The sequence below is a fragment of the Mycolicibacterium hippocampi genome (assembly GCF_010723735.1).
Taxonomy (GTDB): domain Bacteria; phylum Actinomycetota; class Actinomycetes; order Mycobacteriales; family Mycobacteriaceae; genus Mycobacterium; species Mycobacterium hippocampi.
In genome coordinates, this window is sequence record NZ_BLLB01000002.1 from 5,057,479 (window position 1) to 5,083,062 (window position 25,584).

A 25,584-nucleotide genomic window follows, 5' to 3' on the forward strand; every position below is an offset into this window, starting at 1 on the left:
GTCGAGTGGTTCACATGCCGGCTTTTGGTGTCGCCGCGGTGCTCGCCCCACTTGTGCTCGCCGGTGCCGTCGGCGCGTCCGCGCCGTCTGCCAACCTGCCGAACCGCGATTCGGCGGTGATGCCGCTTGCCGCCGTCGAACTCTCGCCCGATGACCGTTCCGGCGCGTCGGTGGTCGCGGTGACCAAGACACCGTCCCCCGTGCGCATCGCCGCCAGCAACTCGTCCGCACCACCACCGGCGGCTGTCGTCAATTCACCTGGAGCGCTGCGTATTCCGTCGATGGCGCTGGCGGCTTACCGCAACGCCGAGAGCATGATGACCGCGGCCTACCCGGGCTGCGGGGTGAGTTGGAACCTGCTGGCCGGGATCGGCCGGATCGAGTCGATGCACGCCTACGGTGGCGCGACCGACGCCCGCGGCACCGCGGTGCGTCCGATCTACGGACCCACACTGGACGGCACGCTGCCCGGCAACGAGGTCATCGTGCAGAGCCGCAGCGCCGACCGGGTGACCTACGCCAGGGCCATGGGTCCGATGCAGTTCCTGCCGGGAACCTGGTCGCGCTACGCCTCCGACGGCGACGGCGACGGCAAGGCAGATGTGCAGAACGTCTACGACGCGTCGCTGGCGGCGGCCCGCTACTTGTGCAGCGGCGGGATGAACCTGCGCAACCAGTCCGACGTGATGGCCGCGATCCTGCGCTACAACAACTCGATGGCCTATGCCCGCAACGTGCTGAGCTGGGCGGCGTCCTACGCGACGGGCGTCGTGCCCGTCGACCTGCCGCCGATCAACGGGTCGGTCCCGTCGCTGGATGACTACACCGCAGGCACCGCCGCCGCCACCCACCTCGAGCGCACGCAGGGAATCGGGCCGGGGCTGCCGATGAACGCCACCGGCCTGCCGGCCAACGATCCGCTGTCGCTGCTGCCGCTGATGGAGCGGACCGATGCGGCCCGCCAGATCTCGACCAACCTGCCGGGGTTCGCGCCCGGACAGTCCCTCGGCCCGCTGCCCGGTCCCGCACCGGCCCCGGCGGCTGCACCGCAACCGGCGACCCCACCGCCGCCCTCATGGCTGCCCGCGTGGCTGCAACCACCAGCGCAGCAGCAGCCGGAGTGCGCGGTGTTCTGCATCCAGAGCACCCCACCGCCAGCCGCACCCCCTGCCCCCGGGATCGCGCCGGTCGCCCAGCCGCTTCTCCCGCCGGGCCCACCCGCCGCGGCACCGCCGGCTCCGGGGCCCGGCCCCGTGCCGCCGGCCCTCGGACCCGCACCCGGGCCGGTGGGCTGAACCACCGCGTTCGGGCCGGCACCGGCCTGCGGCCTAGACTCGCAGGTGATGTCCCCAACTCCGATTGACCTCGAATCCTCGGTGCGCGCCGCGCTCGGCAAGGTGATCGACCCCGAACTGCGTCGTCCGATCACCGATGTCGGCATGGTCAAGAGCGTCACCGCCGAGGCCGACGGTTCCGTGCACGTCGAGGTGTACCTGACCACGTCGGCATGCCCAAAGAAAACCGAGATCACCGACAGCGTCAGCCGGGCCGTCAGCGACGTTCCCGGCACCGGTGCGGTCAAAGTGACCCTCGACGTGATGAACGACGAACAACGCGCCGAGCTGCGCAAGCAACTGCGGGGCGATTCCCGTGAACCGGTGATCCCGTTCGCGCAGCCCGATTCGCTGACCCGCGTCTACGCAGTCGCGTCCGGGAAAGGCGGCGTCGGCAAGTCCAGCGTCACGGTGAACCTGGCCGCCGCGATGGCCGCCCGCGGGCTCTCCGTCGGGCTGCTGGACGCCGACATCTACGGGCATTCGGTGCCCCGGATGATGGGCACCTCCGACCGGCCCACCCAGGTCGACTCGATGATCCTGCCGCCGGTCGCGCACGACGTCCGGGTGATCTCCATCGCGATGTTCACGCAGGGCAACACACCGGTGGTGTGGCGCGGGCCGATGCTGCACCGGGCGCTTCAGCAGTTCCTCGCCGACGTGTACTGGGGTGATCTGGACGTATTGCTGCTCGATCTGCCGCCCGGCACCGGTGACATCGCGATCTCGGTTTCGCAGTTGATCCCCGGCGCGGAGATCCTGGTGGTCACGACGCCCCAGGTGGCCGCCGCCGAGGTCGCCGAGCGGGCCGGTGCCATCGCGTTGCAGACCCGGCAGCGCATCGTCGGGGTGGTGGAGAACATGGCCGGGCTGGTGCTGCCGGACGGGACGACCATGCAGATCTTCGGCGAGGGCGGTGGCCTCAAGGTCGCCGAGAACCTGTCGCGGGCGGTCGGCGCCGACGTGCCGCTGCTCGGTCAGGTGCCGCTGGATCCGGCGCTGGTCTCGGCCGGCGATTCGGGAACTCCACTGGTGCTGTCCGACCCGGACTCCGCGGCAGCCAAGGAGCTGCGCAGCATCGCCGATAAGCTGTCGAGCCGCAAGCGTGGCCTGGCCGGCATGTCGCTGGGGCTGGACCCCGCCGGCCGCTGACCCGCCACGCCGGAACTGCCCCGCCCCGCCGGAACTGCGTTCCAGCAGGGCCGCTCTCGTAACTTTGCTGCTGGAATACCGTTCCGGCGCAGAGAAGGCTACGTGGCGTCGGTGTCGAAGGGCGTCGACGCCGACGGCTCGGGCTCGGGCGTTGGCGTGGGCGCGGGCGTGGCCGGTGCGACCTCAGCCGGGCCGGGTCCGGACTGCGGCTTCACCGTCGGATCCTGCTTGGCGCCGGTGCCGTCGAACTTGCCGGTGAAGATCGAGTCGTCGCCGTCGAGCAGGTGCTTGGTCAGCGCCGCGCGCGGCGTCATCCCCCGCAGCCGTTGCAACTCCGAGAGCGGTTCCCGCAGATCCTCGAACTCCGGGCCGAGATCCTCGCGGAGCTGGCTGGTGGCACCGCTGACGTAGTCCCGGGCCTGGCGCAACGCCCCCGACGTCCACCGGATCGCCCCGGGCAACCGTTCCGGTCCGAGGATCACCAGACCCGCGATCACCAGGAGCAGCATCTCGCCCCACCCGACGTTAGCGAACACGGGCTACGTGCTGTTGTCCGGACCGGGGGTGACGGTCAGCGTCACGCGTCGGCCGTCGCGGACCACCTCGATGGGTGCCGCCTCACCGATCTTGAGTTGCCGCACGGCGACGACGAACTCGTCGGCGTCGGCGACTTCGCGGGTCCCCACCTTGACGACGACGTCGTTTTCCAGGATTCCGGCCCGCTCGGCGGGTCCGCCCTGCGCGACGTTGGCGATCTGCGCACCGTTGGCGACGTCGTTGCTCACCGAGCGCGCTGTCAGCCCCAGCGTCGGATGAGCGATCCTGCCGCTCTGGATCAAAGCCTCCACGACCTGCTTGACCTCGTTGACCGGGATGGCGAACCCGAGGCCGCTGGCGCTGTCCGACAGCGACTTGCCTGCGGTGTTGATGCCGATGACCTCGGCGTTCATGTTGATCAGCGGCCCACCGGAGTTGCCGTGATTGATCGATGCGTCGGTCTGCACGCCGTCGATCACGGTGTCGGTGTCGGAGCCGTCGCCGGACAGCGGTACCGGGCGGTTGAGCGCGCTGATGATGCCGGTGGTGACCGTGCTGCGCAGCCCCAGAGGGGCGCCCGCGGCGATCACCTCTTCACCGACCTGCAGATCGTCGGAGTTCCCCATCCGCGCGACGACCAGGTTGTCGACGTTGTCGACCTTGAGCACCGCGAGATCGGTCTTGGGATCACGGCCCACCAGGTTGGCCGGCACCTGTTTGCCGTCGTTGAACACCACCGCCAACTCGTAGTTGGCCGGGTTGGTGGCGGCTTCGGAGATCACGTGGTTGTTGGTGACGATGTAGCCGCGGCCGTCGACGACGACGCCGGAACCCTGGGAACCCTCGTTGTCGCTGGTGGCCTCGATCGTGACCACCGAATCCGCAACCGCAGCAGCCACTTCGGTGAACCGGCCAGGCGGCAGGTCTGGCCTGTCACCGGTCTCCAGAGTCACCTTCGAGGTCGTGAAAGCGCCGACGACCTCCGCGGTGGTACGACCGACCCAGCCACCGGCGACACCGATGACCAGCGCGACGATGCCCAGCACGCCGAGGGCCGCGTAGGACACCCTGCCGCCGAAGAGCACGTCCCGCACCCCCAGCTTTCCGGTCGCGGCACTCACCGGCGCCGGTGCGCTCGGCGCGAACGCCGGGGTTCCCAGTGCGGCGGCCGAGCCGGGGTTGCGCCACGGATCGTCGGGTTCATCGGCAGTGTCATCGCGTTCCGCCTCGAGCGCGCCCGCGTCGGTCGGGTGCCGCTGCAGTGACTCGCTGTCCGGGTGGGTGCGACCGAAGGCCTCGGCCAGCACCGGGTCCGGGGCCTGGTCTGTCGGGGTGTACTCACCCTGGTCGCGATGCTGGCCGGCGGCGACAAAAGATCCGTTCACGCCCTCGGGCCTACCGAACACCCGCTCGGCCGCCGGATCGACCGGCGGACGCGACACGGGGCGCGGCTCCAAACGCTCCCGACCTGACTGGTCCAGATTGGTCACCCGTTCATCGCCCTTCCCAATACCTTTTGACTAGGTCGCCTAGGCGCCAGCAATCGCCGACGCACGTCGATGGTCGACTCAGCTTTCACCTTACCGGCGCTTGCGACGAGCGCGCGGCCTGCCATCAGCTAACTGGGGCCCCTCGGGCGGGTCCAGAGGTTCCTCCGGTGGGTGGTGCGGGATCTGGGACAACAGCCCCAGCAAAGAACTCGGCATCGCCACTGGACAAGAATCCCGCAACGCCGACCGCGCCTGGCGCTGGGCGTCGACCTCGAGCGCGCAGTCTTGGCACAGGGAGAGGTGATGCGCCGCGCGCAGATGTGCTGACATCCGGAGTTCACCGTCGACGAAGGCGGCGACGGCTTCGGTCGACAGATGTTCGGTGGACCCGAACTGGCGCGGACCGACGGGTGAGTCGCTCTGTGAAGCGAACTGGGTGGGAAGCCAGGAGAAGGCGCGCCGGAATGCATGTCCGGGATCAACCATCACCCAGCTCCTCTCTCCGGTCACCTCGCCCCTACTTCGAATGTAGCGCGGCATGCTGTGAGACACCGAGTGAACGTCAGGCTGACTTGGCCGCGTCGCGCAACCCCTCCGGCACACCGGCGTCGGAATGGCGCGCCAAGTGGTCGCGCAGCGCCTGCCGCCCGCGGTGGATGCGGCTGCGAACGGTGCCCAGCTTGACGCCGAGGGTCGCCCCGATCTCCTCGTAGGACAGTCCTTCGATGTCACACAGCACCACGGCGGCGCGGAACTCCGGCGGAAGCGAATCGAGCGCGGCCTGCAGGTCGGGACCGAGCCGCGAGTCATGGTAGATCTGCTCGGGGTTCGGTTCGTCTGCCGGCACGCGGTCGTAGTCCTCGGGCAAGGCCTCCATCCGGATGCGGCCGCGGCGGCGCACCATGTCGAGGAACAGGTTCGTGGTGATGCGGTGCAGCCAGCCCTCGAAGGTGCCGGGCTGGTAGTTCTGCACCGAGCGGAACACCCGGATGAACGTCTCCTGGGTCAGGTCCTCGGCATCGTGCTGATTGCCGGAAAGCCGGTAGGCGAGCCGGTACACCCGGTCGGCGTGCTGGCGAACCAGCTCGTCCCAACTGGGCATCGCGGTCTTGTCACCGGTGGCGTCGAACACGGCCGTACCGATCAACTCGTCTGTCGGCTCCACCCATTCGCCCTCGGTGTACTGCTCGCGATGAGCCATCGACACAGGTGCAGCCACCGATGCGGCAGGCGAGACAGTGTGGGTGGTGATCGTCGGATCCTCCAGTTCGTGATGTTGACGGTCATCAGTCGAAAACCGCTCGATATCGACAACACGACGCGGGCCGGCGTTCTTCCCCGAGCGAATATCGGGCCGCAGGAACTCGCTGCGTGCGCTGAACGCGCCGTCTGTCATGCAATCACCGTCTCCTGCGCTGGTGTGCCTGGCATATGAGCTAACTGAACATTTCCTGAGAAAGATCGCTACCCATTTTTCGACCTGCGAAAACAGTGGTCATCGCCCCTGTGCTCGGAAACTGCGCCCGGGCGTGTCGCAGTACCGGCAACCCGCGCTTCGCTCTACGCTGCGGGGCATGGCCAGCACCGACGAGCCCGAAGCTCGCTCCGGCGATTCCGGCGCGCGGGCGAGTCAGGCCGAGGCGATCGTCTCCCACGCCGAGCACTCGATCTCCGAGGACGCCATCGTGGCAGCGGCCAGGGAACGGGCGGTGGACATCGGCGCCGGTGCGGTGACCCCCGCGGTGGGCGCGCTGCTCTGCGTCCTGGCCAAGCTGACCGGCGCGAAGGCGGTCGTGGAGGTCGGGACCGGCGCAGGGGTGAGCGGGTTGTGGCTGCTGTCCGGGATGCGGGAGGACGGGGTGCTCACGACGATCGACGTCGAACCCGAGCACCAACGCATCGCCAAGCAGGCCTACACCGAGGCCGGCGTCGGGCCGGGCCGCACCAGGCTGATCAGCGGCCGCGCCCAGGAGGTGCTCACCCGACTGGCCGACGATTCCTACGATCTGGTGTTCATCGACGCCGACCCGGCCGACCAACCCCAGTTCGTGGTCGAGGGTGTGCGACTGCTGCGCCCCGGGGGTGCGATCGTCGTGCATCGCGCCGCGCTCGGTGGGCGTGCCGGCGACGCATCCGCCAACGACAGCGAGGTCAGCGCGGTCCGCGAGGCTGCGCGGTTGATCGCCGAGGACGAGCGACTGACGCCGGTACTGATCCCGCTGGGTGACGGCCTGCTCGCCGCCGCCCGCGACTGACCCACTTTTCCGCGAGCGCGCGCGTCTGTGCGCCGACACGCCACAAACACTGACCTTTTGCGCGCGCTCGCCGCCGCCGACCGCGACACTCTTGACCAAGCATTGAACGTGCGTTTAGCATACTGAACATGCGTTCAGCACCTGCGGATCGCACCGCCCCGGCCCGGATTCGCGACGCGGCGATCGACGAGTGGGGCCGCAACGGCTTCACCGTCGGCCTTCGCCGTATCGCCGAGGCCGCCGGTGTCAGCGCCGCTCTGGTGATCCACCACTTCGGCTCCAAAGACGGCCTCCGCAAGGCCTGTGACGACCACGTCGCCGAGACCATTCGCGCCACCAAGTCCGAGTCCATCCAGACATCCGACCCCGCGACATGGTTCGCGCAGATGGCCGAGATCGAGGACTACGCACCGGTGATGGCCTACCTGATGCGCAGCCTCCAGAGCGGCGGGGACCTTTCGAAACTCTTGTGGCGCAATATGATCGACAATACCGAGCAGAACCTCGAAGAGGGGGTGCGTGCCGGAACCGTCAAGCCGAGCGCCGACGCGAAGTCCAGAGCCCGGTTCCTGGCGATCAGCGGCGGCGGTGGTTTCCTGCTCTACCTGCAGATGCACGACGACCCGACGAATCTGCGGGCGGTTCTGCACGATTACGCCGAAGAGATGGTGCTGCCCGCCCTGGAGCTGTACACCAACGGCCTGATGGCGGATTCGACGATGTACGACGCATTCGTCGCCAAGCGCGAGCAGGGCATTCCGTTCACGTCGGGAGAAGGAGTCCACCATGACTGAGCACGGCGAGCGATTCGCAGTCGAGATCAACGGGCTGTCGAAGTCCTTCGGGCGCACCTTGGCTCTCGACGGCCTGGATCTCACCGTCGCCCCCGGTGACGTGGCGGGGTTCCTCGGGCCCAACGGCTCCGGGAAGTCCACCACCATCAGGGTCCTTCTCGGACTGTTGCGCGCCGACGGCGGCACCGTGCGGCTGCTGGGCGGTGATCCCTGGCGTGACGCGGTCGCCCTGCACCGCCGGATCGCCTACGTCCCCGGGGATGTCACGCTGTGGCCGAATCTCACCGGGATGCAGGCCATCGACTTCCTCGCCGGCCTTCGCGGCACGGACACCGTGGACGCAAAACGCCGGGACGAGCTGATCGAACGGTTCGAACTCGACCCGCACAAGAAGGCGCGCACCTACTCCAAGGGCAACAGGCAGAAGGTGGCGATCGTCGCCGCGTTCAGCACCCGCAGCGAGCTCTTGGTCCTCGACGAGCCGACCTCCGGTCTGGATCCGTTGATGGAGAAGGAATTTCAGCGTTGCGTGCGAGAAGTCGCCGACAAAGGGACCGCGGTGCTGCTGTCGAGTCATATCCTGGCCGAAGTCGAGCAACTCTGCGATACCGTGACGATCGTTCGAGGCGGCCGCACGGTCAAGTCCGGAACACTGCAGGAGCTGCGGCATCTGATGCGCACCACCGTCACCGCGCGCACCCATGCGGACGGCAGCGATCTGCAACGAGCTCCTTACGTTCACGACGTGCGTGCCCACGACGGTCAACTGCACTTCTCGGTGGACCGCGACAACCTCGACCAGGCGATGTCGGACCTCAGTGGCCTGGGTATCGAGGAACTGACCGTCGCGCCGGCGTCACTGGAGGACATGTTCCTCAGTGAGTACCAGGAGACGAACCTGTGAGCGTCGCAACGACCGCCACCGGTTCACCGCCGCACGCCGGCCGGCACGCCGCTTCCCCGCCGGCGTCGCCCTGGACCGGGACCGCGCACCTGATCCGGCTGGCACTACGCCGGGACCGGGTGCGCCTGTCGGTGTGGATCGCAGCGCTGACGCTGATGATGGCCTACGCGCCCAACGCGATCAAGCTCGCCTATCCCGAGGAGTCGCAACGACGGGCGCGCGTCGAATTGCTCAAGACACCCGCGGGGATGATGCTGGGCGGGCCGATGTTCGGGGAGAACGAAACCGACCTCGGGGTGATGATGGCCAACGAGATGATGCTGTCGCTCATCGTCGCCATCTCGATCCTGGCCGTTCTCACCGTCATCCGGCATACCCGTGCCGAAGAGGAGAGCGGGACCGCCGAACTGGTTCTGGCCTCGGTCGTCGGCCGGTACGCACGAACCACCGCAGCGCTGGTCCTGGTCGCCGCCGTCAACGTCGTTCTCGCGGTGACCATGACAGCAGCGATGGCGGCCAACGGATTCGACTTCGTCGATACCGCCGCCATGTGCATCGGAATCACGGCGGTGGCGATGGTCTTCGGTGCTGTCGCGGCGGTGACGGCTCAGATGTGGAGAACCGGCCGCGCGGCCACCGGTGCCGCGATGGCGGTGCTGGCGCTGGCGGCACTGGTCCGCGGGGTCGGCGACGTCATCGACTACTCGGGCAGCGTGGTGAGTTGGTTCTCCCCCATCGCATGGGCTCAGCAGATGCGGGCGTTCGTCGACCTGCGGTGGTGGCCGCTGGCGCTGCTGGTCCTGCTCACGATCGCGCTGATCACCGTGGCCGCGCTGCTGGAGGCACGCCGCCAGTACGACACCGGCACCGTCGCGTCCACCGGCGACCGTCCCGACGCCCGCCCCATCCGCGGCGTTTTGGGCTTGCATCTGGTGCTGCAACGCGGTCAGACGATCGGGTGGTCGGTCGGACTGTTCTTGGCAGGGCTGGCGTTCGGGTCGATGACCAAGTCGTTGATCGACACCGCAGAGGACAACGAACTGCTCGCCCGGATGTTGTCGACCCAGGGCACCGACGGCGTCTACACCACGATGTCGCAGTTCCTGGCAGCCGCCGCGTCCGCCTACGTGGTGTCGGCGGTACTGCGGGTGTACACCGACGAGCAGTCCGGCCTCGCCGAGGCCGTGCTCGCCGGGGCGGTGTCGCGCTGGCGGTGGCTGTGTTCGGCGGTGCTTTCGGCGGTGTTGGGCTCGGCGGTGCTGATGTTCTTCGCCGGCCTCGGCAATGGTCTGGGTGCCGGGGTGACGCTGGGTGAGCCGCACACCGTGCTGCGCCTGACGCTCGCCGGGCTGGCGTTCGTCCCGGCGCTGGCGGTGCTGGCCGGCGTGGCCGCGTTGGCGGTCGCGCTCCGTCAATCCTGGATCGGCTGGCTGGCAGTGACATTCGTCGTCGGCTCCCTGTACCTCGGTGCGCTGCTACGGCTGCCGAGCTGGCTGATCGACCTGTCGCCGGTCGGGCGGACCACGGCGCCGATCGACGTGCCGGCCGTCGCTCTAGCTGTGATGGCCTTGATCGCAACAGCGTTGACGCTGTCGGCCGGATGGTTGTACCGGCGCCGCGACGCGGTGTGAGCGACTCTGGTGACGCCTGCGAGTATCACCTGATGAGCGACACCGTCGGGTCCCACCCGCAATACGAGGCGTTCGCAGAGGAATTCCTCGAGCACGCCGCCGACAACCTCTACAACGCTCACTACGACCGGCCGGCCTGCCTCGAGCTTCTCGGCGATGTCGCGGGCTTGACCGTTCTGGACGCGGCGTGCGGCCCTGGGCTCTACGCCGAGGAACTGAGCGTGCGCGGCGCAGCCGTGATCGGCTTCGACCAGAGTCCACGGATGACCGAGCTGTCTGCGCAACGCGTGCCCTCGGGCCGTTTTCGGCCACACGATCTCGCCGATCCTCTCGACTGGCTGCCCGACCACTCGGTGGACCGCGTGCTGTTCGCGTTGGCAGTCGAGTACATCGACGACAGGGTCCGCGCGTTACAGGAACTTCGGCGGGTACTCCGCCCCACCGGCGCACTCGTCCTGTCGCGGTTGCACCCCACCGGCGACTGGCTCCGTCACGGCGGCAGCTATTTCGACGTGCGAATCATCGAAGAGATCTGGAGCCGGGGCTGGCAAGTTCGGTACTGGCTGGCTCCACTGCAGCAGACCTGCGAGGAATTGCACGAGGCCGGCTTCCTGATCGAACGGCTTCTGGAGCCGCGTCCCGTCGCCGCTGCCGCCGAAATCAATCGCGAGGACTACGACCGTCTGACCCGCGAACCGACCGGATTCCTCGCCATCAGAGCGGTGCCCGATCCGCGGCGCAGCTGACCCGGCGCGCCGAAAGTGAACCCAGGGCTGTGAACCATGGCCCGATCACGACCCGGAATGATATTTCGCGGCGGGAAGGTGAGTGGAGCTAGACCCAGACGCCCTTGCCGACGGCGACCACGCCCCCCGAGCTGATCGAGAACCGCTCGCGGTCCTTGTCCAGGTCCACCCCGACCATCTCACCGGGTCCGACGACCACGTTCTTGTCGAGGATCGCGTGGCGCACCACCGCTCCCCGACCGATGCGGGCGCCGGGCATGATCACGCTGCCCTCGACGATCGCCCCGTCTTCGACGACGACATTGGACGACAGCACCGAGTTGCGCACCGAGGCGGCCGAGATGATGCTGCCCGCCCCGACGACGGACTCCTGGGCGGATCCGCCGTTGACGAACTTGGCCGGCGCGAGGTTCTCCGAGCTGCCGCGGATCGGCCAGCGCTTGTTGTACAGGTTGAAGACCGGATGCACCGAGACCAGGTCCATGTGCGCGTCGTAGAACGCGTCCAGCGTTCCGACATCGCGCCAGTAGCCGTGGTCACGCTCGGTGGCGCCGGGCACCTCGTTGGCATTGAAGTCGTAGACCGACGCCATCCCGTCGGCCACCAGCCGCGGGATGATGTCGCCGCCCATGTCGTGGTCGGAGTCGTTGTCCTCGGCATCAGCGCGGATGGCGTCGATCAGCACCTTGGTGGTGAAGATGTAGTTGCCCATCGACACGAACGTCTGCTCGGGGTCGTCGGGGGTGCCGGGAGGATCGGCGGGCTTTTCGATGAACGACCGGATCCGGCCGGACTCGTCGGCGTCGATGCAGCCGAATGCGCTGGCCTCGGCCCGCGGGGCCCGGATTCCGGCCACGGTGGCGCCCGCGCCGCTCTCGATGTGCTGCTGGACCATCTGCTCGGGGTCCATCCGGTACACGTGGTCGGCACCGAAGATCACGATGAAGTCCGGGTCCTCGTCGTAGATCAGGTTCATCGACTGATAGATCGCGTCGGCCGAACCGGTGTACCACCGCGGGCCCAGCCGCTGTTGGGCCGGGACCGGGGTGATGTACTCCCCGGCAAGCCCGGACAACCGCCAGTTCTGCGAGATGTGGCGATCCAGCGAATGCGACTTGTATTGCGTGAGCACACAGATTCGCAGGAATCGGGCGTTGACGAGATTGGAGAGCACAAAGTCGATGAGCCGGTAGGCACCCCCGAAGGGAACCGCGGGCTTGGCCCGGTCAGCAGTGAGCGGGTACAGCCGCTTGCCCTCTCCGCCTGCCAGGACGATGCCCAACACATGTGGCGCTTCCCTCATACTGCAAACCTATCGGGACGTCGGGACCGCGGCTAGCCATTCGCGCTATTGACGGCCGGTTCTCGGGCTGTCCATCAAGACAATTGGTGATGCGGCGCGACGGGGAACGAATTTGGCTACGGTCACAGCATGCGGGTTGCGATGATGACTCGGGAGTACCCACCTGAGGTCTACGGCGGGGCAGGTGTTCACGTCACTGAGCTCGTCGCGCAGTTGCGGCATCTCTGTGACGTCGACGTGCACTGTATGGGCGAGACCCGGCCGGGGGTCACGGTCGCCCAGCCCGACCCCGCACTGCGAGGGGCCAACGCCGCCCTTTCGACGTTGTCGGCCGACCTGGCCATGGTCAACTCGGCCGCCGACGCCACGCTGGTGCACTCGCACACTTGGTACACCGGGATGGCCGGACACCTCGCCGCGCTGCTCTACGGGGTCCCGCACGTGCTCACCGCACATTCCCTGGAGCCGATGCGGCCGTGGAAGGCCGAGCAGCTCGGCGGTGGCTACCGCGTGTCGTCGTGGGTGGAGAAGACGGCCGTCGAGGCGGCCGCTGCGGTGATCGCCGTCAGCTCGGGGATGCGTGAGGACGTCCTGCGCACGTATCCGGCGCTGGACCCGCACCGCGTGCACGTCGTCCGCAACGGCATCGACACCGAGGTGTGGCATCCCGACCCCGCTCCGGCAGCGGAATCGGTACTCGAGGACCTCGGCGTCGACCGCACCCGCCCGATCGTCGCGTTCGTCGGCCGGATCACCCGGCAGAAGGGGGTGGCGCACCTCGTTGCCGCGGCGCACCATTTCGACCCCGATGTCCAACTGGTGCTGTGCGCGGGCGCTCCGGACACCCCGGAGATCGCCGAGGAGGTGGCCTCCGCGGTGCAGGAACTCTCCGCGGCGCGCACCGGCGTGCACTGGGTGCGAGAGATGCTCCCCACCAACAAGATTCGCGAAATACTTTCGGCAGCAACCACTTTCGTATGCCCGTCGGTGTACGAACCCCTCGGCATCGTCAATCTCGAAGCGATGGCGTGCGGGACGGCGGTGGTGGCCTCCGACGTCGGCGGGATCCCCGAGGTGGTCGCCGACCAGCAGACCGGGCTGCTGGTGCACTACGACCCCAACGACGCGGCGGGCTTCGAGCGCGAGCTCGCCTACGCCGTCAACTCGCTGGTCGCCGAGCCGGAGAAGGCCCACCGGTTCGGGGCCGCGGGCCGGCAGCGGTGTATCGACGAATTCTCCTGGGCGCAGATCGCCGAACAGACGGTGGCGATCTACCGGATGTTGTCGTAGCGAACGCGAAAAAGAACGGTCGCGGGCTGACCGCGACCGTTCTTTTCGGTGGTGCTAGCTGGTGACGCTCTTGAGTTCGTCCCCGAGCGCGGCAGCTTCGTCGGGGGTGAGCTCGACGACAAGCCGGCCACCACCTTCCAGTGGTACCCGCATCACGATGCCGCGCCCCTCCTTGGTCGCTTCCAGTGGACCGTCTCCGGTCCGGGGCTTCATCGCCGCCATCGAGTACTCCCTCCGCATGGGCGTGCCCGTATGGGCCCGTTCTGTCGGTACGAGCCGGATCTGCCCACTCTTCGAGGAACACTGACAGAATCCGGCCTTGAACTGCTACAGCACTCCATTGTTCCCTATCAGCGCCCTCTCGTGTGCAAAGACCCGGCCAAGGCGACGCGGACGGCGTCCCGGAGCACCGGTTTCGCGGATCCGGCGAGCGGGCTCTACTCGGTCAGCCGCGGGACCCAGCAGTTCGCGACGTGGTCGTCGACCATCCCGGTGGCCTGCATCAACGCGTACGCCGTTGTCGGGCCGACGAATCTGAACCCGCGGCGTTTGAGCTCCTTGGCCATCGCCTTGGATTCGGGCGTCACCGCCGCAACCTGCGACAGATCAGCAGGTCGCGCCCGGCTCATCCGGTCCGGCGGGGCGAACGACCACAGCAGTTCGGAGAGGTCGACGCCGCCGTCGGCCAGGTCGGCGACGACCCGGGCGTTGGAAATGGTGGCATCGATCTTGGCCCGGTTGCGCACGATCCCCTGGTCGGCCAGCAATCGGTCGACGTCACGCTCGGTGTAGCGAGCGACGCGTTCGACATCGAAGCCGTCGAACGCGGCCCGGAAGTTGTCCCGCTTGCGCAGGATGATCAGCCAGGACAACCCGCTCTGAAACGCCTCGAGACTCACCCGTTCGAACAACGCCGCCGAACCCTGCAGCGGGCGGCCCCACTCGTCGTCGTGGTAGTTCCGGTAGAGGTCGAAATCGGTAGGCGACAAGCGTGATTGGTCGATCCAGCCGCACCGGATCCGGCGATCGACCGAGGCCGTCGTCATGGCTGTTCCGGTGCCTCGTCGGTGGGCAGCGCGTGCGCACCGTGGCCGGCGTCGGCGTGGGCGGGTTCGTCCAGACCGTGGGTGGCACGCACCGCTGCCAGCTCACCGCGAAGAGAGTCGAGTTCCTGTCCCAGCCGGTCGAGCACCCAGTCGACCTCGCTGGCCTTGTAGCCGCGCAGCGCCTGGGTGAACTTCACCGCGTCGACATCGGCGCCGGTGACACCCGAGGCGGGTAACACGGCGGCCGTGGTGGCGTGCGGGAGCGGCGGCAGCACCTCCCCCCGGCCGAAGAGCACGCTGCCGAGAGCGAACAGCACGATGCCGACGAGCACCAGCACCACGAGGTAGAGAAGAACGAGGGTCACGCCTCGATAGTGCCTCATCCCCCCGGAATTGCATTCCCGCAGGTCCCCTGCCGAACTACGGCTGCCGGAATGCAGTTCCGGCGGGCAGAAACGTCAGCGGGGGCGCAGGGTCACCATCGGCGGCCGATCCTGCAGGGACACCGTCGACATCCGCGGGCTGTAGTCCTCGCCGTCGGCAAAGAACTGGGTGAGCCCGACCCCTGAATCCGGCACTCCGCACCGGGACAGCAGGGTGGCGATCACCTGCCTGCTCATCGATGCCAACTCGGTCAAGGGCCGGTTGCGATGCGTGCGTACCCCGAGGTTCACCTGGGCGATGGCATCAAGACCCAACCGGTCGTAGGCGTCGATGAGCAGCCCGATCTCCACGCCGTAACCCGGCGCGAACGGCACCGCGGTCAGGAGCTCACGGGTTCCGGCGTATTCCCCGCCCAGGGGCTGGTACAGGCACATCAGCTCCGGCCGCAGAGCAGCCAGCAAGGGGCGTGCCACGAGCTCGGTGACGCGGCCGCCCCCGTTGGCGTCCTCGCTGCCGCTGACCTTGAGGGGCCGCCGGTAGAAGCCCTTGACCAGGTGCACGCCGTCGGTGGTGAGCAGCGGGCCCAGCAGCTTGGGGACGAACATCGGATCGGGATCGAGCAGATCGGAATCCACGAAGGCGACGATGTCGCCCGTGGTGGCGGCCAGCGACCGCCACAGCACCTCGCCCTTGCCCGGCTGGGGCGCGACTTCGGGCAGTGCGACCTCACGGCTGATCACCCGGGCGCCTGCGGCGAGCGCGCGGATCTCGGTGTCGTCGGTGGAGCCGGAGTCGAGCACGATCAGCTCGTCGACCAGTCCACCGACGAGCGGGGTGATGGTCTCGACGACGCTGGCGACGGTCTCTTCTTCGTTGAGCGCGGGCAGCACCACCGACACGGTGCGTCCTGCCTTCGCCGCTTCGAGTTCGGCGATCGTCCAGGCCGGCCGGCTCCAGCTGTGATCGGTCAGCCAGCGATGTTCGGCCACACCTTCTGTGGCCAGGTCTGAGACTCGATCGGATAACACAGTCATGCCAGTCCCCTCACCGTGCGAGTCGGCGGCCGCGCGCCTTGGATCGACGCGACCATTTCCAGCACGCGTCGTGTGGGCCCGACCTCGTGCACCCGGAACATCGCAGCTCCGTCCGCGGCGGCCAGCGCGGTGGCCGCCAGGGTGCCTTCCAAGCGTTCGGTCAGGTCCACACCCAGAGTCTCCCCGACGAAATCTTTGTTGCTGAGCGCCATCAGGACCGGCCATCCAGTATTTACAAGCTCTTTCACCTGGCGCAACAAACTAAGGCCGTGGTAAGTGTTCTTGCCGAAATCGTGCGTCGGATCGATGAGAATGCCGTCGCGGCGCACCCCCTGCCCGACCGCCCGCTCCGCGGCCGCGGTTACCTCGGCAATGACGGCGTCGACCACGCCCCGTTCGGAGACCCCGTAGTTCACCCGGAACGGGCGCGTCCGCGGCACGGCACCGCCGGTGTGCGAACACACCAGTCCGGCGCCGAACTCGGCGGCGACCGCCGCGAGGTCGGGGTCAACTCCGCCCCACGTGTCGTTGATCAGGTCCGCGCCCGCTGCGCAGGCCTGTTTGGCCACCTCGGCCCGCCAGGTGTCGACGCTGATCAGCTGGTCGGGGAATTCGGCGCGCAGCCACTCGATGAACGGCACGACGCGGTTGATCTCCTCCGCGACGTCGACCGTGTGACCGGGCCCGGCTTTCACCCCGCCGACGTCGACGACGTCGGCGCCCTCACCGACCACGCGGTGCACGGCCTGCTTGGCGGCGTCGTCGGTGAACGTCGCACCGCGGTCGTAGAACGAATCCGGCGTGCGGTTCACGATCGCCATGATCAGCGCGCGGTCCCCGGCCACCGGGCGCCCCAGAAACGTCCTCTGCACGCCACCAGGCTACGGGCCTGCTACTTCGGCTTCTTGCCGTCCTTGACCTCGCCGAGGTACTCGTCGTAGAACGGCACGTACCCCTCCTCCTTGCCGGAGAGCACATAGATCGGGTCGTCGATCTTGACGTCGTCGTCGTCGCCCTCGCCGCTGGAGCCGCCGTAGCCCTCCTTGCGCAGGTCGACCTTTTGGCTCTTGAACGTCGAGGTGTGCGCCAGCTCCTCGACCACCCGCACGAACAGCGGGATCGCGTAGCCGGGCAGCTTGTCGTAGACCGCCTTGGCCAGGGCCTTGCCGTCGAACTCGGCACCCTCCCTGAGCTGGATCGCGACCATGCCGGCCTTACCGCCGGTGTCGGGCACCTCGACCCCGAAGACGGTGGCTTCCTCGACCTGCGGGTCGGTGGACACCGCGGCCTCCACCTCGGTGGTGGCGACGTTCTCGCCCTTCCACCGGAACGTGTCGCCGAGCCGGTCGGTGAACGCCGCGTGCCCGAAGCCCTGCGAGCGCATCAGGTCGCCGGTGTTGAACCACACGTCGCCTTCCTTGAAGGCGTCGCGGACCAGCTTCTTCTCGGTGGCTTCCTTGTCGGTGTAGCCGTCGAACGGCTGGAAGTTACTCACCTTGGACAGCAGCAGCCCGGGTTCGCCGTTGGCGACCTTGCGCACCCGGCCGTCCTTGTCGCGCACCGGGTCGCCGGACTCGTCGTATTCGACGAAGGCCACCGGTGACGGGCAGATGCCGGTGGTCTTGTCGACGTTGAGGACGTTGACGAACGCGGTGTTGCCCTCGGATGCGGCGTAGAACTCGCAGACCCGCTGGATTCCGAACCGCTCGGTGAACTCGTCCCAGATGGCCGGGCGCAGACCGTTGCCGGCGATCACCCGCACCCGGTGTTTGCGGTCGGTGTCCTTCGGCGGCTGGTTGAGCAGATACGTGCAGACCTCGCCGATGTAGACGAACGCGGAGGCGTCGTGGCGGATGACGTCGTCCCAGAACTTCGACGCCGAGAACGACTTGCCCAGCGCCAGCGTGGCACCGGAGTTCAGCACCGACGACAGTGCCACCGTCAACGCGTTGTTGTGGTAGAGCGGCAGGCAGCAGTAGAGAGTGTCGTTGCTGTTCAGGCGCATGCCGAGGCCGCCGAAACCGGCCAGTGCCCGCAACCACCGGTAGTGCGTCATCACGCTGGCCTTGGGCATTCCCGTGGTGCCGGACGTGAAGATGTAGAAAGCCTTGTCCTTGGCGAGCACCGCAGAGGTGGTGGCCGGGTTGGTCGTCGGCGCCGTCTCGGCGAGTCGCTTGAGTTCGTCGAGGGTCAACAGACCGTCGGTGTCGGCGCCGCTCTCGCTGATGGGTTCCACGAACTCGGTCTCGGCGACCACGACCGAGGCCGACAGCAGACCGAGGCTGTGCTCGAGCACATCGTCACGCTGGTTGTAGTTCAGCATTCCCGAGATCGCGCCACACTTGACCGCCGCCAGCATGAGCAGCACCGGTTCCACGGAGTTGCGCAGCATGATGCCGACGACGTCACCGTGACCGACGCCCCGGGCGGCCAGCACCGCGGCGTAACGGTTGACGGTCTCGTTGGCTTCGCCGTAGGTGAGCTCACGATCCTCGAACTTGAGGAAGACCTTGTCGGCGTAGCGGCCGGCACGGTCCTGGAAGACCTTGCCGATCGAGGTCTTCGCCGAGGGCCGCGCGAGAAAGCCGGTGACAACGCCGCGCACGATGACCGGCGCGTCCATCACCAAACCGGGCACTTGGCCGGCAATATCGAGCAAGCCGACACTGCGCCGGACTCCGGACTTCTCGCTCATAGGACGTTGTTCCTCCGCTGTGTCGGTTTGTCGGCCACCCTAACTGCGAGTGACATCGGTCATACAACCGGTGCACATGCGGCCAGAGCGGCATCGACGTCATCGACGACGATGAGCCGCCGCAGTGCGTCCGCGGCGACGTATCCGCTGTCGACCAGCCCGCGCAGCCAGTCCAGCAACCCCCCGTAGTGCCCGAAGGGATCGAGCATCACGATCGGTTTGGAGTGCATACCCAAATACCCCGCTGTCCAGGCTTCGAAGAATTCCTCGAGGGTGCCGATACCGCCGGGCAGCGCGATGAACGCATCGGCGCGGTCTTCCATCACCTGTTTGCGTTCCCGCATGGTGTCGGTGACGACCAGTTCGTCGGCCTCGGTGTCGGCGACCTCGCGGTGCACCAGCGCCTTGGGAATGACTCCGACGGTGTAACCGCCGTGGGCCCGGGCGGTACCGGCCACCGCGCCCATCGCCGAGACGTTGCCGCCTCCGGAGACCAGGGTCCATCCCCTCTCGGCGATGGCCGTTCCCACGTCGCTGGCCAACTCGAGTAGCGGCGGGTGGGCCGGGCCTGACGCGCAGTAGACGCACACAGCCCATTCGTCGTCGGTTCGTCGACTCACTTCCGGGGACACGCAGACAAAGGTAGCCATAGGCTTTCCCGGTGCCTGTGCAAGTGCCGATCGGATGGGTGACCGCCCCCGTCGAACCAACCCTCGATCAGCTCGAATCCGGGGTGCGGACCCGGGTCGGCGCGGTGCTGATCGGTTCTGCGGGTGTCGGCAAGACCTCGCTGGCGCGGCAAGCCGCCGAGCGGCTGAGCGCCGATTTCCCGCGGGTGGACTGGGTGCGTGGGACGGCGTCGGGCGCGGCGATCCCGTTCGCGGCCTTCCAGCGACTGCTGGAGGTGCCGGAGACGGGCAAGACCGCCGCGGTGTTGCGGGCGCTGCGCGATGGCCTCGGCGACGGACGGTTGTTGGTCGTCGACGACGCCCACCTGCTGGACCCGCTGTCGGCCGCACTCGTCTATCAACTCGCCGTCGGTCGCACCGTTCGGATGCTGGTCACCGCGACCGTCGCCAGGGCCCCGGTGCCGCCCGAGGTCTCGGCGCTGTGGCAGGACGGGCTGGTGGCGCGGATCGACCTGCAACCGCCCGGCCACGACGACAGCCGGCTGCGGGCGCAGGTCGAGGAGTTCGTCGACACACTGCCCGGGACGGCTCGCCGGGTGCTGGAGTTCCTGGCCGTCGCCGACCCGCTGCCACTGGCCGACGCGGTGGCGCTGGCCGGGGCCGGCGCGGTCGACGACGCCGTGGGATGCGGAGTGGTCGTCGCCGGCGACGACGGTGTGCGACCGGCGCATCCGCTGTTCGTCGACTCGGTGCGCGGCGCACTCGGTGGACCGGACCTGCGCCGGCTTCGCACCGCGTTGGTCGAGCGGTTGTCGGCGTCCGACGGCGGTGGGGTGGTGGCCCGGCTACGCCGGGCGGTGCTGGCGGTCGGTAGCGACCGTCCGCAGCCCGTCGCGGAGGTCTGCGCCGCCGCCCAGGAAGCCCTCCGGTTGGGTGATCTCGAGCTCAGTGAGCGACTCGGACAGACGGCGCTGAGCCGGGAGCCCGACCTGGCCACCCGGCTCACCGTCGGCTACGCCCTGGCGTGGCAGGGCCGCGGCAGAGAGGCCGACGAGGTGCTCGCCGAGATCGACCCGGGGGTGCTGACCGAGGACGAACTGATGTCATGGGCGCTGCCCACGGCGGCCAATCAGTTCTGGATGCTGTCCGAACCGGAACGGGCGACGGCGTTCCTGCGCGCGACCCGCGGCAAGGTGTCCTCCCCCGCGGCGGTGACGACGCTGGACGCGCTGTCGGCGACGTTCACGATGAATGCGGGCAACCTCAGCCGGGCGATGGACATCGCCGAGGAAGTGCTGGCCTCACCGGACGCCGACGACACCGCGATCGGGTGGGCCGCCTCGTCGGCCGCGCTGAGCTCGGCACGGATGGGTCGCTTCGGCGACGTCGACACACTCGCCGAGCGGGCGTTGTCCGCGGGGCATCCGGGCTTGCTGCGGTTCACCAGCGGATTCGGGCAGACGACGACGCTGCTGATGACGGGCGACCCGGAGCGTGCGCTGACGTTGGCACGCCGCCTCACCGAGTTCGCCCAGCGACAGCAGCCGGGACGGTCGATCGGCGAGGTGCTGGTGGCGGAGATGCTGATCGCCACCGGCGAGCTGCACCGCGCGGTGACGCTGCTGCGGGGCGCGGCGCACACGCTGGCGCCGACGGGCTACTCCTGGGGGCCGCTGGCATGGATGCTGCTCGCACAGGCGCTGGGTCGCCTCGGTGAGCCGATCGAGGCGGCAAAGGCGTTGGGGCGGGCGGAATCCCGGCACGGGCTGAAATCGATGCTGTTCGCTCCCGAGCTGGCGTTGGCCAGGGCGTGGACGAAGGCGTCGCGGGGCGACACCCACGGGGCCGTCGCCTCGGCCCGGGACGCGGTCAAGGCGGCCGAGCGGGGCGCGCAGAGCGCGGTGGCGCTGCGCGCGGCAGCGGATGCGGTACGCCTCGGGGACCCGCGGGGGCGGGACACGCTGACGCGGCTGAGCGGGGTGGTCGACTGTGCGTTCGGCAGGGCCGCGCTGGCGGCGGGCAGCAACTGATGCGCCACCACCCTGTGCTGCGGACCTAGAATCGTCAGCAGGTCGAGGAGGTAGGGATGGTCGAACCGCTCTCGGTGAACACCGACGGCGTGCGCTCGCTGGCAGAGGTCCACACCGCTGTCGCCACCGGTCTGGGTGCGCTCGCTGCCGGCACGCCCGGCCCGGCAGGGGTCGCCGCCTCCCACGGGCCCATCGCCCACGGCGTCGGTACCGCGTTGTCCGCGGCACTCGGGTCCCGGACCGGGGCCATGAACGTCACCCGGACCAGCGGTGCGCAGATCTCGGAGCTCCTGCACCAGGCCGCCGTGGCCTACGAGCGCGGCGACGAGCGTGGCGCGCAGGAGATCAGAGCGGCGGCCGAAGCGCTGGCCGAACCGGGCGCGGCCCGCCCCGAAACCGACTAGATGTACTGAGTCATGACGTTGGTGTCAGCCGGCTGATCGGTGGGAGGCCGCCGAGTGCGCTGTGACGCCGTTGAGTGTTGTAGTACTCGAGCCAGGGTGCAAGGGCTGCGGCGCGGTGGGCATTGGAAGTGAAGACACGCTTGTAGGCCCATTCGGTCTGCAGGGTGCGGTTAAGCCGTTCCACCTTGCCGTTCTGCCAAGGGCAGTGCGGTTTGATGAACACTTGGCGGGCGCCCAGATCGGCGCAGATGTGGCCGATCGAGTAGCGATAGGCCCAAGCGTTGTCGGTCATCACGCATTCGATGGTGGCGATGCCGTGGGCGCGGAAGTTGGCTGCCGCTCGGTGCAGGAAGGCCGCGCAGGTGGCGCCTTTTCGTCGGTCAGGATTTCGGAGTAGGCCAGCCGCGAATGGTCATCGACGAGTGAGTGGATGAAGTCGAACCCGTTGCCATGCTTGCGGTCTCGGTCCGGCGCACGTTCCCGCCCGTGCGCCCGCCAGCCACCTCCGTCAGGGATGCGGCCCAGCTTTTTGACGTCCATGTGCACCAGTTCGCCCGGTCGGTCCCGCTCGTAGCGCACGGTGGTGGACTTCGAGGCTCGGATCACCTGACCGGTCATCGGATCGCAATCACGAAGGTGCGGCACTTGGCGCCGGTTGAGCACCCGCGACACCGTGCGGGCACATATTCCCAGCTTGGCGCTGATCTCGTCCGGGCCGCAGCGATGACGTCGCCGCCAAGCCACGATCTGGTTCTCCAGGCCGCGCGGAATGCGAGTGGGCATGGTGTGCGGACGTGAGGATCGGTCGAGCAGTCCGGCCTCGCCCTCGGACTCGAACCGGCTGACCCAGGTGTGCACGCACTTGCGTGACACTCCCATTGCGCTGGCGATATGGGCTTTGGACCAGCCAGCCTGATACCGGCGCACCATCAGCAGCCGGCCATGAAACGTCGTACGAGCATTACGGTGGGACACGAGAACCTCCGGACGGTGGTGGACCTAGACAAGCCACACCCCACCCGGAGGTTCTCCTCACATCAAGCCAACACGCCCGTTACCAACGTCATGTCCCGGTACAACTAGAGCTCCGTCAGCCTGTGGTCCTCCAGGCGCAACACCCGATCGACGCCCACCGCGTCGAGGAACGAATCGTCATGGCTGACAACGAGGAACGCACCCCGATAAGCCGCGAGCGCGCTCTCCAGTTGGGCGACGCTGGTGAGGTCGAGATTGTTGGTCGGCTCGTCGAGCAGCAGCATCTGCGGCGCGGGCTCGGCGAAGAGCACGCTCGCCAGCGTCGCGCGCAATCGCTCACCTCCGGACAGCATTCGCACCGGTCGGTCGACGTCGTCGCCACGGAACAGGAACTGCGCCAACAAGTGCCTGCGCCGGGTCAGCGACAGGCTCGGTGCGAGCATCGCGAGATTCTCGGCAACGGTCCTGTCGTCATCGAGCAGATCCAGCCGTTGCGACAGGTACGCCACCCGGCCGTCGGCCACCTGGACCGATCCGGCGTCGGGTTCGGTCTCGCCGAGCAGCACCCGCAACAACGTGGTCTTGCCGGCACCGTTGGCGCCCGTCAGCGCGATCCGTTCCGGCCCGCGCACCACCAGGTCCAGCTCCGCAAACAACTCGCGACCGGCACGACACACCTGTAAACCATTGGCCTCCAACACGGTCCGGCCCGCCGGGACCGAGGTGTCGGGCAGGTCGAGCACAAGATCCCGATCGTCGCGCAGCGCCTGCTCGGCGTCGTCGAGACGCGCCTGGGCTTCGCCGAGACGTCTGGCGTGGACACCGTCTGCGCGCCCGGCGCTCTCCTGTGCTCTGCGTTTCATCGCCCCTGCCACGATCTTCGGCAGCCCGGCGTCCTTGAGATTGCGCTTGGCGGTACCGGAGCGGCGCGCCTCCCTTTCGCGGGCGGTCTGCCGCTGCGCCTTCTCCCGCTTGAGATGCTGCTCGGCACTGCGGACGGCGGCCTCTGCGTGCCGCGCGGCCTCGTCGACCGCGGCTTGATAGCTGGTGAAATCTCCTCCGTAGAAATCCATTTCGCCACGATGCAGCTCGGCGATCCGATCCATCCGGTCCAGCAGAACTCGGTCATGGCTGACCAGAAGCAGGCAACCCGCGTAGTCGTCGAGCGCGGCGTAGAGGCGTCGCCGGGCTGCCCTGTCGAGGTTGTTGGTCGGCTCGTCGAGTAGCAGGACATCGGGCCGGCGCAACAGTTCCCGGGCCACCCCGAGAGTGACCACCTCGCCACCGGAGAGCGTACGCAGCGACCGGTCGAGGGAGACGCCGCCCAGGCCGAGACGGTCGAGTTGGGCGTGGGTGCGCTCCTCGATGTCCCAGTCGTCGCCGATCGCGGCGAACACCGCCTCACTGGAATCGCCCGCGGCCAGCGCATCGAGCGCGTGGATCGTCGGGGCGACCCCGAGCAGCTGGGCGACGCTGCGGTCGTCGAGCAACGGCAGCGTCTGGGACAGATAACCGACCGTGCCGTCCACGGTCACCGCTCCCGCTGTGGGGCGCAGGTCGCCGGCGATCAGGCGCAGCAGCGTGCTCTTGCCTGCGCCGTTGGGGGCGACCAGGCCGGTGCGGCCGGCGCCGACGGTGAACGACAGGTCGGCGAACAGCGATGTGCCGTTGGGCCATGCGAACGACACACCGGAAAAGGTCACTGAGGAAGACATGCGGGAACTCCCGTGAAGCGGGCAGCAACAGGCCCGAAGATCAGGATTGGGGACGTGCGGATTCTCCGGAACTATCCGGAGAAGTGGTCTGCTCCCAGCATGTTTCCCAGGGTATCCGCGCCGTCAAGCGGTTAGATACCGCCGGAGTATGTCGGTCACCGCGGTGATCTGTTCGGCGTCGACGCGTTCGTCGGAGCGGTGCGCCAGGTTGGGGTCACCGGGGCCGTAGTTGACGGCGGGGATGCCCAGCGCCGCGAACCTCGACACGTCGGTCCAGCCGTACTTGGCCCGTACCTGCCCCCCGGCGGCGTCGACGAGCCTGGCCGCTGCGGGCCGGCCCAGACCCGGAAGTGCCCCGGCCGCCGAATCGGTGAGGTCGATCCCGACGTCGAGGCCATCGAAGACCTCACACACGTGGGTGTAGGCCTGATCGACGCTGCGATCCGGAGCGAACCGGAAGTTGACCGTCACCGTGGCCGCGTCGGGGATGACGTTTCCGGCGATGCCCCCGTCGATGCGCACTGCGGACAAGCCCTCGCGGTAGAGGCAGCCGTCGATGTCCACACTGCGCGCCTGATACTGCGTGAGCCTGGCCAGCACCTCACCCAGCTTGTGGACCGCATTGTCGCCCAGCCACGACCGGGCGGAGTGCGCCCTGGTTCCGGTAGCGCTGATCACCACGCGCAGGGTGCCCTGGCACCCTGCCTCGATGAAGCCCCCAGACGGCTCCCCGAGGATTGCGACGTCGGCGTCGAGCCACTCGGGCAGCTCCCGCTCGATGCGGCCGAGACCGTTGGCCGAGGCCTCGATCTCCTCGCAGTCGTACATCACCAGGGTGAGGTCGTGGGCGGGGTCGGCGACGGTGGCGGCCAGATGCAGGAACACCGCGTCGCCCGATTTCATGTCCGAGGTGCCGCAGCCGTGCAGTACCCCGTCGACCAGCCGGCTGGGCACGTTGTCGGCCGCGGGCACGGTGTCGGTGTGCCCGGCCAGCAGAACCCGTGTCGGCTTTCCGAAGTGGGTGCGGGCGAGCACGGCGTCACCGTGGCGGATCACCTCGAAACCGGTGGTCTGCTCGCGCAGCGCCGCCTCGATCTCGTCGGCGATGCGCTTCTCGTGCCGGGATTCGCTGGGGATGTCGACCAACGCCGCGGTCAGCGCGATCGGGTCACCGTGTAGGTCAAGCGATGAGCCGCTCGGGCGAAGAGCCGACGATGAAGCCACACCGTTGACGTT

The 25,584-nt window shown here is 68.3% G+C and carries 24 protein-coding genes and 1 pseudogene; 10 read left to right on the forward strand and 15 right to left on the reverse strand.

The genetic code is table 11. The features are described 5' to 3' along the window. The first annotated feature begins 14 nt into the window (after nucleotides 1-14). Nucleotides 15-1,295: a lytic transglycosylase domain-containing protein gene (locus G6N53_RS25250; protein WP_163893709.1), complete on the forward strand. Its 1,281-nt coding sequence runs from the start codon at nucleotides 15-17 to the stop codon at nucleotides 1,293-1,295. A gap of 48 nt (nucleotides 1,296-1,343) precedes the next feature. Continuing rightward, nucleotides 1,344-2,486: an Mrp/NBP35 family ATP-binding protein gene (locus tag G6N53_RS25255; protein WP_163893711.1), complete on the forward strand. Its 1,143-nt coding sequence runs from the start codon at nucleotides 1,344-1,346 to the stop codon at nucleotides 2,484-2,486. 98 nt (nucleotides 2,487-2,584) lie between these two features. On the opposite strand, the gene tatB is transcribed toward G6N53_RS25255, so the two are convergent. The 4 genes from tatB to sigE form a co-directional block, all read right to left on the reverse strand. Continuing rightward, on the reverse strand, nucleotides 2,585-3,022 hold the full coding sequence (tatB, locus tag G6N53_RS25260; protein WP_163893713.1) for a Sec-independent protein translocase protein TatB: 438 nt from the start codon (nucleotides 3,020-3,022) through the stop codon (nucleotides 2,585-2,587). A 3-nt stretch (nucleotides 3,023-3,025) separates the two neighbouring features. Continuing rightward, nucleotides 3,026-4,513: a serine protease HtrA gene (gene htrA / locus G6N53_RS25265; protein WP_163893716.1), complete on the reverse strand. Its 1,488-nt coding sequence runs from the start codon at nucleotides 4,511-4,513 to the stop codon at nucleotides 3,026-3,028. Between the two features lie 90 nt (nucleotides 4,514-4,603). Further along, the gene (gene rseA, locus G6N53_RS25270) at nucleotides 4,604-4,999 is read right to left on the reverse strand and encodes an anti-sigma E factor RseA (protein WP_163893718.1); all 396 of its coding nucleotides are present in this window, start codon (nucleotides 4,997-4,999) and stop codon (nucleotides 4,604-4,606) included. A gap of 76 nt (nucleotides 5,000-5,075) precedes the next feature. Further along, nucleotides 5,076-5,909, reverse strand: coding sequence for an RNA polymerase sigma factor SigE (sigE, locus tag G6N53_RS25275; protein WP_163893720.1), 834 nt, complete (start codon nucleotides 5,907-5,909; stop codon nucleotides 5,076-5,078). A gap of 178 nt (nucleotides 5,910-6,087) precedes the next feature. Between sigE and G6N53_RS25280 the strand changes: the two genes are divergently transcribed. The 5 genes from G6N53_RS25280 to G6N53_RS25300 all read left to right on the forward strand — a co-directional run bounded on the left by G6N53_RS25280 (nucleotide 6,088) and on the right by G6N53_RS25300 (nucleotide 10,843). Further along, nucleotides 6,088-6,768: an O-methyltransferase gene (locus tag G6N53_RS25280; protein ID WP_163893723.1), complete on the forward strand. Its 681-nt coding sequence runs from the start codon at nucleotides 6,088-6,090 to the stop codon at nucleotides 6,766-6,768. A gap of 128 nt (nucleotides 6,769-6,896) precedes the next feature. Then, nucleotides 6,897-7,562, forward strand: a complete 666-nt coding sequence (locus G6N53_RS25285) for a TetR/AcrR family transcriptional regulator (RefSeq protein WP_163893725.1) — start codon at nucleotides 6,897-6,899, stop codon at nucleotides 7,560-7,562. Continuing rightward, the gene (locus tag G6N53_RS25290; protein WP_163893727.1) at nucleotides 7,555-8,466 is read left to right on the forward strand and encodes an ABC transporter ATP-binding protein; all 912 of its coding nucleotides are present in this window, start codon (nucleotides 7,555-7,557) and stop codon (nucleotides 8,464-8,466) included. Before G6N53_RS25285 ends, G6N53_RS25290 begins: the two co-directional genes overlap by 8 nt. Continuing rightward, nucleotides 8,463-10,097, forward strand: a complete 1,635-nt coding sequence (locus tag G6N53_RS25295) for an ABC transporter permease (RefSeq protein WP_205390457.1) — start codon at nucleotides 8,463-8,465, stop codon at nucleotides 10,095-10,097. Before G6N53_RS25290 ends, G6N53_RS25295 begins: the two co-directional genes overlap by 4 nt. 32 nt (nucleotides 10,098-10,129) lie before the next feature. Then, a complete protein-coding gene (locus G6N53_RS25300) occupies nucleotides 10,130-10,843 on the forward strand; it encodes a class I SAM-dependent methyltransferase (RefSeq protein WP_163893729.1) in 714 nt (237 codons plus the stop codon). A gap of 88 nt (nucleotides 10,844-10,931) precedes the next feature. Here G6N53_RS25300 and glgC read toward each other — a convergent pair whose 3' ends face one another. Continuing rightward, nucleotides 10,932-12,146: a glucose-1-phosphate adenylyltransferase gene (glgC, locus tag G6N53_RS25305; protein ID WP_163893731.1), complete on the reverse strand. Its 1,215-nt coding sequence runs from the start codon at nucleotides 12,144-12,146 to the stop codon at nucleotides 10,932-10,934. Between the two features lie 129 nt (nucleotides 12,147-12,275). On the opposite strand from glgC, the gene glgA reads away from it, so the two are divergent. Continuing rightward, nucleotides 12,276-13,436, forward strand: coding sequence for a glycogen synthase (gene glgA, locus G6N53_RS25310; RefSeq protein ID WP_205390458.1), 1,161 nt, complete (start codon nucleotides 12,276-12,278; stop codon nucleotides 13,434-13,436). A 54-nt stretch (nucleotides 13,437-13,490) separates the two neighbouring features. Here glgA and G6N53_RS25315 read toward each other — a convergent pair whose 3' ends face one another. From G6N53_RS25315 to log, 7 genes are all read right to left on the reverse strand, one after another. Next, on the reverse strand, nucleotides 13,491-13,658 hold the full coding sequence (locus G6N53_RS25315) for a DUF3117 domain-containing protein (protein WP_011211259.1): 168 nt from the start codon (nucleotides 13,656-13,658) through the stop codon (nucleotides 13,491-13,493). Nucleotides 13,659-13,873: 215 nt separating this feature from the next. After that, a complete protein-coding gene (locus G6N53_RS25320; RefSeq protein WP_163893733.1) occupies nucleotides 13,874-14,482 on the reverse strand; it encodes a DNA-3-methyladenine glycosylase I in 609 nt (202 codons plus the stop codon). Continuing rightward, nucleotides 14,479-14,847, reverse strand: coding sequence for a DivIVA domain-containing protein (locus G6N53_RS25325; protein ID WP_163893735.1), 369 nt, complete (start codon nucleotides 14,845-14,847; stop codon nucleotides 14,479-14,481). Before G6N53_RS25325 ends, G6N53_RS25320 begins: the two co-directional genes overlap by 4 nt. Before the next feature lie 93 nt (nucleotides 14,848-14,940). Next, complete coding sequence (locus G6N53_RS25330; RefSeq protein WP_163893737.1) at nucleotides 14,941-15,900, reverse strand: glucosyl-3-phosphoglycerate synthase; 960 nt, start codon at nucleotides 15,898-15,900, stop codon at nucleotides 14,941-14,943. Beyond that, on the reverse strand, nucleotides 15,897-16,772 hold the full coding sequence (gene folP / locus G6N53_RS25335; protein WP_163893739.1) for a dihydropteroate synthase: 876 nt from the start codon (nucleotides 16,770-16,772) through the stop codon (nucleotides 15,897-15,899). The genes G6N53_RS25330 and folP overlap by 4 nt, the downstream gene beginning before the upstream one ends. A gap of 20 nt (nucleotides 16,773-16,792) precedes the next feature. Next, nucleotides 16,793-18,595, reverse strand: a complete 1,803-nt coding sequence (gene fadD6 / locus G6N53_RS25340) for a long-chain-acyl-CoA synthetase FadD6 (protein ID WP_163893741.1) — start codon at nucleotides 18,593-18,595, stop codon at nucleotides 16,793-16,795. Between the two features lie 59 nt (nucleotides 18,596-18,654). Further along, a complete protein-coding gene (log, locus tag G6N53_RS25345; protein ID WP_163896362.1) occupies nucleotides 18,655-19,215 on the reverse strand; it encodes a cytokinin riboside 5'-monophosphate phosphoribohydrolase in 561 nt (186 codons plus the stop codon). A gap of 53 nt (nucleotides 19,216-19,268) precedes the next feature. On the opposite strand from log, the gene G6N53_RS25350 reads away from it, so the two are divergent. Both G6N53_RS25350 and G6N53_RS25355 read left to right on the forward strand, forming a co-directional pair. Then, a complete protein-coding gene (locus tag G6N53_RS25350) occupies nucleotides 19,269-21,254 on the forward strand; it encodes an AAA family ATPase (RefSeq protein ID WP_371870897.1) in 1,986 nt (661 codons plus the stop codon). A gap of 56 nt (nucleotides 21,255-21,310) precedes the next feature. Beyond that, nucleotides 21,311-21,658: a type VII secretion target gene (locus tag G6N53_RS25355; protein WP_163893743.1), complete on the forward strand. Its 348-nt coding sequence runs from the start codon at nucleotides 21,311-21,313 to the stop codon at nucleotides 21,656-21,658. A gap of 10 nt (nucleotides 21,659-21,668) precedes the next feature. Here the strand turns inward: G6N53_RS25355 and G6N53_RS25360 are convergent. From G6N53_RS25360 to dapE, 3 genes and pseudogenes are all read right to left on the reverse strand, one after another. Further along, nucleotides 21,669-22,633, reverse strand: a pseudogene (locus G6N53_RS25360) (IS481 family transposase). Between the two features lie 104 nt (nucleotides 22,634-22,737). After that, complete coding sequence (locus G6N53_RS25365; protein ID WP_163893745.1) at nucleotides 22,738-24,348, reverse strand: ABC-F family ATP-binding cassette domain-containing protein; 1,611 nt, start codon at nucleotides 24,346-24,348, stop codon at nucleotides 22,738-22,740. A gap of 123 nt (nucleotides 24,349-24,471) precedes the next feature. Next, nucleotides 24,472-25,572, reverse strand: a complete 1,101-nt coding sequence (dapE, locus tag G6N53_RS25370; RefSeq protein ID WP_163893747.1) for a succinyl-diaminopimelate desuccinylase — start codon at nucleotides 25,570-25,572, stop codon at nucleotides 24,472-24,474. Nucleotides 25,573-25,584: the final 12 nt, after the last annotated feature.